Origin of the sequence: Thermogutta sp., assembly GCF_014359955.1 — a bacterium.
Taxonomy (GTDB): Bacteria; Planctomycetota; Planctomycetia; order Pirellulales; family Thermoguttaceae; genus Thermogutta.
The window spans coordinates 1-11,642 of record NZ_JACIYL010000044.1 but is presented as its reverse complement, the minus strand read 5'-3'; the positions used below and the strand labels follow the sequence as shown (position 1 = coordinate 11,642).

Below are 11,642 nucleotides of genomic sequence, written 5' to 3'. Positions count from 1 at the left end.
AATCTCGGGCTCCGCCATAAACCCGACGTCCGCGCACATGCCTCGCACTCTGCGTCAGGATCCGCCGCTGGGCACGGGTCATATACACGACCCCCGCCACCACCGAGACAAAGAGGACGAACAGCACAGCCAGCGTGTCGAACCCGAGTTTCCCGCCGCTGCTGGTCAGCTCAAGCCCCTCGTCAAACACCGGCCGCAGTTCCTGATACAGGGCGGGAATCATCCGGGCCAGAATTCCCGCCATAATGAGAAGGCTGATCCCGTTGCCCACGCCATACTCATCGATCTGCTCCCCGAGCCACATGAGGAAGGTGGTTCCCGCCGTCATTGTGATGACAGCCATCAGGAACCAGGAGAAATAGACGCCCTGCCCTTCTCCGTAGGTGTACTCCGGGCGCACGAATCCCTGGGCACTCAACCACGCCACGTACATCCAGCTCTGAATGATGCAGATTCCCACGGTGGCGTAGCGCGTGTATTCGTTGATCTTCTTGTAGCCCGCCGGCCCTTCCTTCTTCAGCTTTTCCAGAGGCGGATACACACTGGCCAGGAGCTGAAAAATGATCGAGGCCGAGATGTAGGGCATGATTCCCAGACCGAAAATGGTGGCCTGATCCAGACGGCTGGCGGCGAACACGGTAATCTGATCCAGGAGGTCGCGGAACCCACCGGCGGCTTCGCTGCGGAAGACGGCCGTCATCCGCTCGGTATTGACGCCCGGCACGGGGATTTGCTCACCGATACGGTAAATCGCCAGAAGGACGAGCGTCAGGAGGATCTTCTGACGAAGTTCACGAATCGTGAAGATAATGCGAATTTTTTCCCACATACACTGGACCGTCCCGTGTCAGGCATTGCCAGCTAATCCGTTTTCACCGCATCATCAGGTCGTGGCTGCCTTCTTCTGTTTCTTTTTTTCTTCGACGGGAGTTTTCCCCGGCAAAACCACCGCCTGACCACCCGCCTTTTCAATCTTTTCCTTCGCCGAGCGGCTGAACCGATGGGCCGCGACGACGAGCTTCTTGGTGAGCTCGCCATCGCCGAGAATCTTCACCTCATCAAATACGCCTTTGATCACTCCCCGCTCCCTGAGGACGTCGGGGTTAATCTCGCTCCCATCGGCAAACAGCTTTTCGAGGACCTCGACATTGACCTCGGCAATCCGGGGTGCGAAGCGCGCGTTATTGAAGCCCCGCTTGGGCACGCGACGAATGAGCGGCATCTGACCGCCTTCGAAACCGGGTTTCTGGCGCCAGCCGCTCCGGGACCGCGCACCCTTGTGCCCACGACCGCAGGTCTTGCCGTGTCCTGAGCCGGGCCCCCGGCCCACTCGCTTCCGCGCTTTATGTTTTACGATGCCTCGGTTGACCTGATCAATATTCATGCCAGTGATGTCCCTCTCAAACGTTCAACCTCGGCCCTCGACCGCAATTTCTCGAGGGCGTTCATCGTGGCTTTCACCAGGTTGATGGGGTTGGTGTTTCCGTAGCTTTTGGTCAGAATATTTTTGATTCCCGCTGCTTCGCAGACCGCCCGCACGGCCGCTCCCGCAATGACGCCGGTCCCAGGGCCCGCCGGGATGAGCACGACCTTGGCGGCCCCGAATTCTCCCCAAACTTGATGGGGGATGGTACCGTCGATAACGGTGACCGGCTTCATCCGCCGCATTCCATCTTTGATTGCCTTGGCGACGGCCGGTGGAACCTCGTTCGCTTTTCCGTATCCCCAGCCTACTTTGCCCATGCCGTCGCCGACGACAACGAGGGCGGTGAAACTGAACCGGCGTCCCCCTTTGACGACGGCCGCGCACCGGCGGACGCTGAGAACTTTTTCAATCAGTTGGCCACGGATCGGTTCAAGGTCTGTTGCCATGAGTGACCCTTAATTTTCTGTATGCCCAATCAGGACTTTTTCTTCTCCCCACCTTTGCCTTTAGCGGCATCGGCCTTGCCACCACCCTTTGCCTTCTGGCCTTTTTTATCCGTTTCTTCCTGGGCGGAAGCCGCCTGAACCTCCTTTTTGGGCCCGATATCCAGACCCGCATCCCGAGCGGCATCGGCCAGTGCTGCCACCCGACCGTGATACTTGTACGGCCCCCGATCAAACACGACCTGGCGAACGCCCGCGGCCAGAGCCCGTTCGGCGATGATCCGTCCCACCACGGTGGCTGCCTGAATGTTGCCGCCGTATCCACCCACCATGTCGCGGATGTCTTTTTCCACGGTACTGGCCGCCGCCAACGTCCGCCCCTGAGTATCGTCAATAATCTGGGCGTAGATATGCTTATGGCTGCGGAACACGCTCAATCGGGGTCGCGTGGACACCCTTTTGAGTTTGTTACGCACCCGATACATTCGCCGCAACCGTCGCCGCTGTAATCGTTTAAGCTGACTCACGGCTCACTCTCTCTTGTGTTGTGTTTTCTATTTTCCGACCGCCTGTTTCCTATCCTACTAGCTGATCACGCCGATCGTACCAGCAGACTCCCACAACCTGCCGTGCGGTTCAGGACTACTTCGCCGAGACCTTTCCTTCCTTCATGCGGATATGCTCGCCCTGATACCGGATGCCTTTGCCCTTGTAGGGATCGGGCTTCCGCAGGGCGCGGACCGACGCCGCGAAGTTGCCGACCTTCTGTTTATCAATTCCCCGGATCACGATATGCTGCTGATCGGGGCAGGTCACTTCCAGTCCGTCGGGAATCGGCACCTGCAGCTCGTTGGCGTAACCCACGCGGAGCTGCAGCGTCCGCCCCTGGACAGCCGCCAGGTAACCCACGCCCACGATTTCCAGACGCTTTTCATAGCCCTGGGTCACACCGACGATCATGTTATTGACGAGCGCCCGGGTCAATCCATGAAGTGCCCGCGCCAGGCGCGTTTCCTGGACCCGTTGCACCACGACCTGGTGCGGCTGCTCCTGCACGGTGACCTGGACCTCTGGACGATGCTCCCACTGGAGGCGTCCCTTAGGACCCTCCACCGTGATGAGTCGTCCCTCAACGGTGACTTTGACACCCTGGGGAATGGGTACCGGACGTTTTCCTATTCGCGACATAGCTTCTCACTCATCCTCGCCTTTGAATTCGCGTGGCCGCGGTGGTCCCTCTCACCACACTTCACACAGGATCTCACCCCCAACATTACGCGTCCGGGCCTCCCGGTCGCTGAGGATCCCGCGACTCGTGCTGAGAATGAAAATTCCCAATCCGTTGAGCACGGGCTTCAAATCGGCCACCCGACGGTAAATTCTGCGCCCAGGTTTGCTGACCCGACGTATGTGACGGATGACCTGTTCGCCGTTTGGACCGTACTTCAAATACAGCCGCAACGTGGCGCGGGGCTGTCCCGGAATCTCTTCCCAGTCCCAGATGTAGCCTTCTCGTTTCAAGACGTCGGCCAGGCCGCGTTTGAGCTGCGATGCAGGAATATCGACATGGGGCCGCTCCACGCGGATCGCATTCCGAATGCGGGTCAACATATCGGCGATTGGGTCGGTCATCATAGGCACGTTTATCCCTTTACCAGCTCGCCTTCATCAAACCAGGAATCATCCCCTGATCCGCCAGTTTGCGGATGCAAATACGGCAAAGGCCAAACCGGCGATAGACGCCTCGTGGCCTTCCGCAAATCCGGCACCGGTTTCGAAACCGCGTGCTGAATTTGGGCTTTTTGTGGAATTTTGCAATTTTGGATTTACTCGCCATTGGTTGAGTCCTGTTACGCCTGCCAAATTCGGTTACTCGCTTCTGAACGGCATCCCCAGAAGGCGAAGCAACTCTCTCGCTTCATCATCATTTTTCGCAGTGGTCACGATGCAGATGTCCATCCCCTGGGTTCGGGAATATTTATCCGGATTCAATTCCGGGAACACCATTTGTTCGCTCAGTCCAAGAGTATAGTTTCCCCGCCCGTCGAACGCCCGTGGATTCAGCCCCCGGAAGTCGCGAACCCGAGGCAGAGCGATGGAAATGAGCCGATCGAGAAACTCGTACATCCTCCGTCCGCGGAGGGTCACCTTGCACCCGATCGCCATTCCCTGGCGGACCTGGAAGCCGGCGACGGATTTCTTGGCACGCGTGATGACGGCCTTTTGACCGGCAATCTGGGTGAGCGCATCCACTGCCTCGTCCAGGTACTTTTTCTCCTTCTTGGCCTCACCCACCCCCATGTTGATGACAATCTTTTCCAGTCGGGGGAGTGAGAGGATGTTCTGCCGACCCAACTTCTCTTTGAGGGCCGGTATCACCTCTTTCCGATATTTTTCCAGCAAGCGCGGTTCCATAGTCCATCAATCTCTCGTTTCAAGCCTGTTGCGCCACACGCTTCCGCGGGGGTGAGATGACCCCAATGTTCGCGTTGCACTTTTTGCAGTACCGCACCTTGGATCCATCCGGCAGGAATCGCGCGCCCACGCGCGTCGCCCGGTCGCACGACGGGCAAACCAGCATGACGTTGGACATCTGAATCGGTCGCTCCTTGGAAAGACGACCACCCTGCCGGGCCTGACGCGACGGGCGAACGTGCTTGAGAACCACGTTCACCCCTTCCACCACCACGCGCCCCTCCTTCCGGTCCACGCGGAGGACGCGACCGCGGACGCCCTTATCGTCTCCGGCAATCACTTCGACGATGTCATCGACTCGGATTCGCATCACACCACCTCGGCCGCGAGGCTCACGATCTTCATGAAGTTCTTTTCCCGCAATTCCCTTGCCACCGCGCCGAAAATGCGCGTTCCCCTTGGGTTCCCTTCGTTATCAACAATGACCGCAGCGTTGCTGTCGAACCGCACGTAGCTCCCGTCGGGACGGCGTTTCGGCTTTCGGGTGCGAACGATCACCGCCCGCACTACCGCCCCTTTCTGGAACGTGCTGCCGGGGATCACGCCTTTGACACTGCATACCACGATATCGCCCAGCGTCGCATAGCGCCGCCGACTTCCCCCCAGCACTTTGATGCACATCAATTCCTTGACGCCCGTGTTGTCGGCTACATCCAGCCGAGTTTGCATCTGTATCATGGCCTGAACCTCTCGTCGCGTTCCCTGCCAGGTGAGTCCCCATCATTATTCGCGGAATGCCTGTTCCTTCTGCCAGGGCCCGTTTCCACACGCACTGCTCACTCAGTGGTGGACTGCGCAGGCGGGCTCGTTTCGCTTCCGCTTTCTTCGCTTTCTCCTCTACTGACCGCCTGGAGCTCGACTTCGACCTCCTTCCGTTTCTCGATCAACTCGGCCCGCCCCCGAGCTACCACCCGCACCAGCCGCCATCGCTTGAGTCGAGACAGCGGTCGTGACTCCATGATTTCCACCTGGTCACCCACGCGAGACTCATCATTCTCATCATGGACGTAACAAATCGTGCGGTGCTTGACGTATTTTTTATACCGCGGGTGCTGAACGAGACGGATGATCTCCACCCGCCTCATTTTTGGCACGTTGGCCTTTGTGACGATTCCGATCTCGCGTCGTCTCGGCATATGAGTTTCAACCTTCCCGTCTACGCCAAACTGTTTCCAAATGCCGTGTCAGTTTCAGTTCACACTCCCGTGCCAGGGACCGCTCAACTCCTCCCTCACGCCTGCTGCTTCTGGGCCTCGGCCCGCGCCCGCTCGTTGAGGATGGTCTTGATTCGAGCGATGAGCCGGCGCTTCAGGCGGGGCTCCATCGGAGACGCCAAGCGTTCCGTCTGCTTCTGGATTCTCAGCCTGAACAGCGCTTCCGTCGTTTCCCGCAGGAGCGCCTCCAGTTGTTCGGTACTCATTTCGCGCAACTCTCGCGCTTTCATCGCGTCCTCACCCTATCTTGTATTCCACCCACCAGCTGCGGGCTTGATTGCCGCGTCCAACCGACTTTTTGATCCCCCGTCACTTACATCGTGTGCCGGCGAACGAATCGTACTTTCACCGGCATCTTATGGGCCAGCCGTGCGAAGCACAGCCGCGCCGCATCCTCGGAAACGCCACCCAACTCAAACAGAATCGTGCCGGGCTTCACCACAGCGGCCCAGTATTCCGGCTCGCCCTTCCCCTTTCCCATTCGGGTTTCCAGGGGGATGGACGTAATCGGCTTGTGCGGAAAGATACGGATATAAAGGCGACCGCCCGCCCGCAAATACTGTTGTGCGGCGATACGTCCCGCCTCGATCGTGGCAGCGGGGATCCAGCCGCCCTGAACCGCCTGGAGTCCGAACTCGCCGAAGACCACACGGTTTCCGCGAGTGGCCTTACCCCTTATACGCCCTCTTTGACTTTTTCGATGTTTGACCCGTTTTGGCATCAACGCCATGGCTGTCGTCCTCGCTAAACATGCCCAAGTATATCCACACCTGAACGCCGATCTGGCCCTGCGGAATGGTGGCCTCGGCGAAACCGTAGTCGATATTCGCCCGGAGCGTGGAAAGCGGCACCGAGCCCATGATCTGCTTTTCGCGGCGTGACATTTCGGCGCCGCCCAAACGTCCGGAAAGCTGAACTTTGATTCCCTTGGCCCCCTGCGCCATGGCCGCGTCCATCGCCTTTTTCATGGCCCGACGGAAGCTCACCCGTCTTTCCAGTTCCTCCGCGATGGATTCAGCCACCAGTTGCGCAACCAACTCCGGCCGGGTGATTTCCTCGATCGTCAGGTTGATCCGCCGTCCTGTGAGTTCCTGGAGTTCCTGCTGAAGTTGCTCGATCCGTCCGCCCTTCGCACCGATCAACACACCTGGCCGAGCCGTGAAAATGATCACCCGAACTTCATCGCGCGTCCGTTCGATCTCGATTTTGGAGATCATCGGATAGGCCCGGCGCTCCCCGCGACCGCCCCTTTCCGGCGAGGGCTCCCGCCGATTGAGGATATACTGCCGGATCTTGTAGTCCTCCAGCAAAAGATCCGCAAACTCTCGCTTGGGGGCGATCCACCGGCTCTTCCAGTCAAGGAAGATACCTGTTCGAAATCCGATCGGGTTGACCTTTTGACCCATATACTTCCTTCCCCAACGCTCCGGTTATTCGTCTGTCATTCGGTCGAACGTCCGGCCTTGCACTCCCATCTGCGCTCTGGCATTGTTCAACGACGCTCTCGATAACCGAGATGCACACCGATGTGACACATCCGCCGCTGAATGATCGTAGCCATCCCCCGGGAAATGGGGCGGAGCCGCTTCAAACGCGGGCCTTCGTCGACCCAAATCTTGACCACGTGCAGTTTTTTTGGATCGGGCTCCTGTTGATCAATCGCATTGGCCAGGGCGCTCGCGATGACTTTTCCCACCATCCGAGCCGCCCGATGCGGCATCGTGCTCAAAATGGCCAGCGCCTCGTCCACCTGTTTGTTGCGGACCACATCCACCACCAGCCGTGCCTTGCGGGGGCTGATCCGCGCGTACCGATAAAGTGCTCGGTATTCCGACGGTATGTATTTCGCTTCCATTTGCATTGTCGCACCTCACCACCCGGTGAGCCTTGCACCGCGTCGCCACTTTCCCGATCACTTCTTGCCACGACCGCCGTGACCCCGGAAGATCCGGGTGGGGGCGAACTCACCCAACCGGTGCCCCACCATATCCTCGGTCACAAACACCTTCACATGCGTCTTGCCGTTGTGGACCAGGAACGTGTGGCCGACAAATTCGGGAATAATCGTGCAGGCTCTCGCCCAGGTCTTGATAGGCTCTTTCTTTCCCGCCGCGTTCAGCTTTTCCACCTTCGCGGCGAGCTTTTCATCGACGTACGGACCTTTTTTTAGTGACCGTCCCATATTCTCCTGCCGTCACATCGTGCTCTATGTTTGGATCCAGCCCATTCACCCAGCATCAGCGAATCGGCAACTGTCCATACCGCACCGAACGCCGACGTCGAACAATCGCCTTGTTGGAGGGTTTACCGCGCTTCCGCGTGTAGCCACCTTTTGCAGGCTTTCCAGTAGGACTGCACGGGTGCCGGCCGCCTTTCGATCGGCCCTCACCACCACCGTGCGGGTGATCGATCGGGTTCATGGCCGTGCCGCGGACGTGAGGCCGTCGGCCCAGCCACCGCTTGCGTCCGGCCTTGCCGAGCACAATGCCTTCGTGGTCGGGGTTACTGACCATGCCGATGGTCGCCCGACACGCCGCCGGTACACGCCGAATCTCACCGCTCGGCAGTGTAAGCTGGGCCCAGTTCGCGTCCCTCGCGACGAGCGTCGCAGCGCATCCCGCCGCCCGACACATCACTCCCCCTTTCCCCGGGATCAGCTCGATATTGTGCACCTGCATCCCCAGCGGAATTTCGGAAAGCGGCAGGCAATTGCCGATGTTGGGCGGGGCACCCGGGCCGCTCATCACGGTATCACCGGCCTTGAGCCCATCCGGAGCGATGATGTATCGTTTTTCGCCGTCCGCGTACACAAGCAGCGCGATCCGCGCGCTGCGATTCGGGTCATACTGGATGGAGTCCACCCTGGCGGGGATCCCATCTTTATTTCGCTTGAAGTCGATCAGCCGGTACATCCGCTTGTGCCCGCCGCCGCGATGACGGCAGGTGATGATGCCCTGGTTGTTCCGGCCACCTTTCTTCTTCAGGGGAACAAGCAGGCTCTTTTCCGGCTTGGCACCCGGCGTCAGCTCAGAAAAATCGCTGACGGTAGCGCCGCGTCGGCCCGGCGATGTCGGCTTGTAGGCTCGAATTCCCATAGCAACGACTCGCTTTGTGTTATCAGTAGAGATGGATTCTGTATTCCGGATGCAGCTTCACAATCGCCTTCTTCCAGGCTTTGGTGTACCCAATCCGCCAGCGCACGCGCCGCGGCTTGCCCCGGCGATTCTGCACGTTCACCCACAGAACCTTCACGTTGAACAATTCTTCCACCGCGCGTTTGATATCCGCCTTGGTCGCCAGCGGACTGACCTCAAAGGCGTACTGATTGTACCGCTCGGCCTTGTGGTGGTTCTTCTCGGTGATCAGCGGCCGGAGGATCACCTGGTGAGGCTCAAGGCCGCTGAATTCTGGCTTGGGTGTATTCCTCAACATGGGGATGCACTCCGCTTTTAACTAGCTGTTCCCACTGCTTTTGCGCGGAACATATCGAGTGCCGCTCGCGTCATCAGGACCTTTTTGGGCCGCAGTATCACGTACGCGTTCAGGTCTGACACCGGCAGCGTGTCCACCTTGTCGATGTTCCGCAGGCTCTTGTAGGCCGTCACGTCGTAATTCTCAAGCGTGACCAGCAACCGCTGATCCTGCAGCCCCAAGTTTTTCAGGATAGTGGCGGCTTCCTTCGTTTTTGGCTGCTCGAATTTCAGTTCGTCGATGAGCACCACCTCGTTGTCGGCGATGCGGGCGGCGAGGGCCATTCTCGTCGCCAGCCGGAGCGCCTTTTTCGGCAGCCGATACGACCAGTCCTGCGGCCGCTTCGGGTGCGCGCGGCCACCACCTCGCCGGATCGGTGTCCGCCGCATACCTGCTCGAGCCCGACCGGTTCCCTTTTGCCGATACAGCTTTCGGGTGGAGCCTTCCGTCTCCGACCGATTCTTGCACTTTGCGGTTCCCTGCCGCAGATTGGCGCGATACATAACGACCGCGTCGTGCAAGAGTTGCTTGTTGATCTTGGGCGCAAGTTCCGCGGGGTCGATTTCATACACATCGACCTGCTCGCCGTTCCGGTTATAGACTGGAATGCTCACCATATGTCACTGTTCCTGCAATGCCCTCGACGATGACGCCCACGAACTCGCCTCGGTGGACTCCGCTGCTCCGATCCAGCTCCAACTCATCAACCCACCTTATTGGTCGGCCGAATGATCACGAGCCCCCCTGCTGGACCCGGCACCGCACCCCGCACCACCAGAAGATGCCGCTCAGGATCGATTTTGACGAGTTGCAGGTTTCGAATCGTGCAGCGCTCGTGACCATAATGCCCCGCCATGCGCCGTCCCGGAGGAACGCGACCAGGCGAGGTATTGCAACCCGTTGATCCTGGATGCCGATGCACCTTCTTCACACCGTGACTTGCCCTCTGACCGGCGAACCCGTGCCGCTTCATGACCCCGGCAAAACCACGCCCTTTCGTGGTGCCGGTGACATCGACCGCCTTGACCCCCTGAAAAAGCTCCACCGTCAGAACCTGGCCAACGGAGAATCCGTCCACGGGGTGCCGGAATTCGCGAATGAACCGTTTCGGTTCGCAATTGGCCTTGGGAAGAGTCTCTACACCTGCCGCCGCCAGAAGCCGCTGTCGTTTGCTGTCAAGCTTGGCGACGTGACCCCGCTCCGCGCGGGTCGCCTTGCGACGAGGTTTGTCAAGATATCCCACCTGGATGGCTTCGTAACCGTCCCGATCCAGCGTCCGAAGCTGCAAAATATGACATGGACCAGCCTGGATGACCGTTACCGGAATCACCCGGCCGTCCTCGTCGAATATTTGAGTCATGCCGACTTTTCGGCCCAGAAGTCCGAGTGCCATGGTTTGCTCACCTTTTCCTGCGTTGCCCCAGAGGACGCATCGGACCGGTCCGCCGTTACCCCTGGAGCTTCCACATCATACGCCGCTACTGACAACCGCCGAATCCACCGACCAACCTGCTTCACTCCGCCCCGTCACCCCGCCTCAAACACCTGCCGCGATCTTTTCACTTCCGACCGCGAGGAATGATCTTGATTTTAATATCCACCCCTGCCGGGGCCGTCAGTTTGTTCAACTGCTCAATGGTATTAGGCGTGGCTTCCAGGATGTCGATCAGGCGTTTGTGCGTCCGAATCTCAAACTGCTGCCGAGCTTTCTTGTCCACGTGGGGACTGGAAAGAACCGTGTACCGCTCGATTTTTACCGGCAGGGGAATCGGACCATGCACTTTGGAGTGTGTGCGCTTCGCCGTGTCCACAATTTCCTTCGCGCACTGGTCGAGCACCGCGTGGTCGTACGACTCCATGCGGATGCGAATAATCTCATTCAGGACGCCCGCCATAAAACATCACCCTGATAGTGAATAATATCCCTCGCCGCCCTGATTCGGGGCGAAAAACTTAGATCTTATCAGATGGGTTTGATTTTCTCAATGGGGAGGCAGGAAGGAAAATCGTGGTGCAGATCCCCTCGCGTCCTCACGCCGCCTCCATTCAGAGTGGGTTTCCGTATTTAACCACAGAGATCGCTTCCGTGCCAAGTCCCCCTGGGTGCAAATTCGAGGGGCAGTCGCCGGTCGAGTGGCTCCGGCTGCTCCTTTTCCTTCTCGGCCGGCAGCGCGGGACAGTCCCGGCCATTTCTTAGTCCTGAAGCACATCCTTCCCCCGGTAAAAGCTGGCCACCAGGCTGAAAAGCCCCGCCGTAACCAGCATCGTGAGCACAAAAAACCAGAAGTACCCGGGGCCAGCCATGATGTTGCCCGGCGCATCCAGGTGGTACAGCTTCACCACGTAATTGACGGCCGCCGTGAATGCATTCCCCAGCGAAACCGAAAGAAGATACATCCCCATGACAAGCGACTTGAGCCGTTTGGGGGCCTGGGTGTAGGCAAACTCCAGACAGGTGACCGACACCAGAACCTCCGCCGAGGTCAGCACAAGATACGCCAGGAATTGCCAACCTATCGTCGGGGCCAGACCCCTCTGAATGAGTGATTCGATGACGGCGGATATCCAGAAAGAGCCGGCGGCCACAAACATTCCGACCGAAATTCTCCGCAA

19 protein-coding genes and 3 pseudogenes are annotated in these 11,642 nt (G+C 59.0%); all 22 read right to left on the bottom strand.

The features are described 5' to 3' along the window. Window positions 1–829: pseudogene (locus H5U08_RS02700) on the bottom strand (preprotein translocase subunit SecY); the annotation flags it as partial. Between the two features lie 54 nt (window positions 830–883). Then, on the bottom strand, window positions 884–1,384 hold the full coding sequence (rplO, locus tag H5U08_RS02695) for a 50S ribosomal protein L15 (RefSeq protein ID WP_297029819.1): 501 nt from the start codon (window positions 1,382–1,384) through the stop codon (window positions 884–886). Continuing rightward, window positions 1,381–1,872 (bottom strand): 30S ribosomal protein S5, encoded by a 492-nt coding sequence (rpsE, locus tag H5U08_RS02690; RefSeq protein WP_297029817.1) that lies wholly within the window; start codon window positions 1,870–1,872, stop codon window positions 1,381–1,383. Before rpsE ends, rplO begins: the two co-directional genes overlap by 4 nt. A gap of 158 nt (window positions 1,873–2,030) precedes the next feature. Beyond that, window positions 2,031–2,396 (bottom strand): annotated as a pseudogene (gene rplR / locus H5U08_RS02685) (50S ribosomal protein L18); the annotation flags it as partial. A 115-nt stretch (window positions 2,397–2,511) separates the two neighbouring features. Then, window positions 2,512–3,057, bottom strand: a complete 546-nt coding sequence (gene rplF / locus H5U08_RS02680; protein WP_297029816.1) for a 50S ribosomal protein L6 — start codon at window positions 3,055–3,057, stop codon at window positions 2,512–2,514. Window positions 3,058–3,108: 51 nt separating this feature from the next. Further along, on the bottom strand, window positions 3,109–3,504 hold the full coding sequence (rpsH, locus tag H5U08_RS02675) for a 30S ribosomal protein S8 (RefSeq protein WP_297029814.1): 396 nt from the start codon (window positions 3,502–3,504) through the stop codon (window positions 3,109–3,111). 16 nt (window positions 3,505–3,520) lie between these two features. Next, window positions 3,521–3,706: a type Z 30S ribosomal protein S14 gene (locus H5U08_RS02670; protein ID WP_297029812.1), complete on the bottom strand. Its 186-nt coding sequence runs from the start codon at window positions 3,704–3,706 to the stop codon at window positions 3,521–3,523. Window positions 3,707–3,738: 32 nt separating this feature from the next. Next, window positions 3,739–4,284, bottom strand: a complete 546-nt coding sequence (gene rplE / locus H5U08_RS02665; protein WP_297029810.1) for a 50S ribosomal protein L5 — start codon at window positions 4,282–4,284, stop codon at window positions 3,739–3,741. A gap of 19 nt (window positions 4,285–4,303) precedes the next feature. Beyond that, window positions 4,304–4,654 carry a 50S ribosomal protein L24 gene (gene rplX / locus H5U08_RS02660; protein WP_297029809.1) on the bottom strand — a complete coding sequence of 117 codons (351 nt, stop codon included), beginning with the start codon at window positions 4,652–4,654 and terminating at the stop codon, window positions 4,304–4,306. Further along, window positions 4,654–5,022 (bottom strand): 50S ribosomal protein L14, encoded by a 369-nt coding sequence (gene rplN / locus H5U08_RS02655; protein ID WP_095414443.1) that lies wholly within the window; start codon window positions 5,020–5,022, stop codon window positions 4,654–4,656. The genes rplX and rplN overlap by 1 nt, the downstream gene beginning before the upstream one ends. Before the next feature lie 98 nt (window positions 5,023–5,120). Beyond that, window positions 5,121–5,480, bottom strand: coding sequence for a 30S ribosomal protein S17 (rpsQ, locus tag H5U08_RS19785; RefSeq protein ID WP_366493917.1), 360 nt, complete (start codon window positions 5,478–5,480; stop codon window positions 5,121–5,123). A gap of 95 nt (window positions 5,481–5,575) precedes the next feature. Continuing rightward, entirely contained in the window at window positions 5,576–5,788 is a 213-nt protein-coding gene (gene rpmC / locus H5U08_RS02645) for a 50S ribosomal protein L29 (protein WP_297029803.1), read from the bottom strand. Window positions 5,789–5,871: 83 nt separating this feature from the next. Beyond that, window positions 5,872–6,288, bottom strand: coding sequence for a 50S ribosomal protein L16 (gene rplP, locus H5U08_RS02640; protein WP_297029801.1), 417 nt, complete (start codon window positions 6,286–6,288; stop codon window positions 5,872–5,874). Further along, window positions 6,227–6,964 carry a 30S ribosomal protein S3 gene (gene rpsC, locus H5U08_RS02635; RefSeq protein ID WP_297029799.1) on the bottom strand — a complete coding sequence of 246 codons (738 nt, stop codon included), beginning with the start codon at window positions 6,962–6,964 and terminating at the stop codon, window positions 6,227–6,229. Before rpsC ends, rplP begins: the two co-directional genes overlap by 62 nt. Window positions 6,965–7,050: 86 nt before the next feature. Continuing rightward, complete coding sequence (gene rplV / locus H5U08_RS02630) at window positions 7,051–7,413, bottom strand: 50S ribosomal protein L22 (protein ID WP_366493922.1); 363 nt, start codon at window positions 7,411–7,413, stop codon at window positions 7,051–7,053. A 57-nt stretch (window positions 7,414–7,470) separates the two neighbouring features. Beyond that, window positions 7,471–7,740, bottom strand: coding sequence for a 30S ribosomal protein S19 (gene rpsS / locus H5U08_RS02625; protein WP_297029795.1), 270 nt, complete (start codon window positions 7,738–7,740; stop codon window positions 7,471–7,473). 55 nt (window positions 7,741–7,795) lie between these two features. Then, on the bottom strand, window positions 7,796–8,653 hold the full coding sequence (gene rplB, locus H5U08_RS02620; RefSeq protein WP_297029794.1) for a 50S ribosomal protein L2: 858 nt from the start codon (window positions 8,651–8,653) through the stop codon (window positions 7,796–7,798). 22 nt (window positions 8,654–8,675) lie between these two features. Beyond that, a complete protein-coding gene (gene rplW / locus H5U08_RS02615) occupies window positions 8,676–8,990 on the bottom strand; it encodes a 50S ribosomal protein L23 (protein WP_297029792.1) in 315 nt (104 codons plus the stop codon). A gap of 17 nt (window positions 8,991–9,007) precedes the next feature. After that, window positions 9,008–9,646 carry a 50S ribosomal protein L4 gene (rplD, locus tag H5U08_RS02610; RefSeq protein WP_297029790.1) on the bottom strand — a complete coding sequence of 213 codons (639 nt, stop codon included), beginning with the start codon at window positions 9,644–9,646 and terminating at the stop codon, window positions 9,008–9,010. An 86-nt stretch (window positions 9,647–9,732) separates the two neighbouring features. Further along, window positions 9,733–10,422, bottom strand: coding sequence for a 50S ribosomal protein L3 (gene rplC / locus H5U08_RS02605; protein WP_297029789.1), 690 nt, complete (start codon window positions 10,420–10,422; stop codon window positions 9,733–9,735). Between the two features lie 166 nt (window positions 10,423–10,588). Beyond that, window positions 10,589–10,924 (bottom strand): 30S ribosomal protein S10, encoded by a 336-nt coding sequence (gene rpsJ, locus H5U08_RS02600; RefSeq protein WP_297029787.1) that lies wholly within the window; start codon window positions 10,922–10,924, stop codon window positions 10,589–10,591. A gap of 298 nt (window positions 10,925–11,222) precedes the next feature. Continuing rightward, window positions 11,223–11,642, bottom strand: a pseudogene (locus H5U08_RS02595) (MFS transporter); the annotation flags it as partial.

What these genes read in the sequence shown, in the direction of transcription:
- rplO (WP_297029819.1), bottom strand. Translation starts at nt 1,384, where the DNA reads ATGAATATTGATCAGGTCAACCGAGGCATCGTAAAACATAAAGCGCGG.
- rpsE (WP_297029817.1), bottom strand. Translation starts at nt 1,872, where the DNA reads ATGGCAACAGACCTTGAACCGATCCGTGGCCAACTGATTGAAAAAGTT.
- rplF (WP_297029816.1), bottom strand. Translation starts at nt 3,057, where the DNA reads ATGTCGCGAATAGGAAAACGTCCGGTACCCATTCCCCAGGGTGTCAAA.
- rpsH (WP_297029814.1), bottom strand. Translation starts at nt 3,504, where the DNA reads ATGATGACCGACCCAATCGCCGATATGTTGACCCGCATTCGGAATGCG.
- H5U08_RS02670 (WP_297029812.1), bottom strand. Translation starts at nt 3,706, where the DNA reads ATGGCGAGTAAATCCAAAATTGCAAAATTCCACAAAAAGCCCAAATTC.
- rplE (WP_297029810.1), bottom strand. Translation starts at nt 4,284, where the DNA reads ATGGAACCGCGCTTGCTGGAAAAATATCGGAAAGAGGTGATACCGGCC.
- rplX (WP_297029809.1), bottom strand. Translation starts at nt 4,654, where the DNA reads ATGCGAATCCGAGTCGATGACATCGTCGAAGTGATTGCCGGAGACGAT.
- rplN (WP_095414443.1), bottom strand. Translation starts at nt 5,022, where the DNA reads ATGATACAGATGCAAACTCGGCTGGATGTAGCCGACAACACGGGCGTC.
- rpsQ (WP_366493917.1), bottom strand. Translation starts at nt 5,480, where the DNA reads ATGCCGAGACGACGCGAGATCGGAATCGTCACAAAGGCCAACGTGCCA.
- rpmC (WP_297029803.1), bottom strand. Translation starts at nt 5,788, where the DNA reads ATGAAAGCGCGAGAGTTGCGCGAAATGAGTACCGAACAACTGGAGGCG.
- rplP (WP_297029801.1), bottom strand. Translation starts at nt 6,288, where the DNA reads ATGGCGTTGATGCCAAAACGGGTCAAACATCGAAAAAGTCAAAGAGGG.
- rpsC (WP_297029799.1), bottom strand. Translation starts at nt 6,964, where the DNA reads ATGGGTCAAAAGGTCAACCCGATCGGATTTCGAACAGGTATCTTCCTT.
- rplV (WP_366493922.1), bottom strand. Translation starts at nt 7,413, where the DNA reads ATGGAAGCGAAATACATACCGTCGGAATACCGAGCACTTTATCGGTAC.
- rpsS (WP_297029795.1), bottom strand. Translation starts at nt 7,740, where the DNA reads ATGGGACGGTCACTAAAAAAAGGTCCGTACGTCGATGAAAAGCTCGCC.
- rplB (WP_297029794.1), bottom strand. Translation starts at nt 8,653, where the DNA reads ATGGGAATTCGAGCCTACAAGCCGACATCGCCGGGCCGACGCGGCGCT.
- rplW (WP_297029792.1), bottom strand. Translation starts at nt 8,990, where the DNA reads ATGTTGAGGAATACACCCAAGCCAGAATTCAGCGGCCTTGAGCCTCAC.
- rplD (WP_297029790.1), bottom strand. Translation starts at nt 9,646, where the DNA reads ATGGTGAGCATTCCAGTCTATAACCGGAACGGCGAGCAGGTCGATGTG.
- rplC (WP_297029789.1), bottom strand. Translation starts at nt 10,422, where the DNA reads ATGGCACTCGGACTTCTGGGCCGAAAAGTCGGCATGACTCAAATATTC.
- rpsJ (WP_297029787.1), bottom strand. Translation starts at nt 10,924, where the DNA reads ATGGCGGGCGTCCTGAATGAGATTATTCGCATCCGCATGGAGTCGTAC.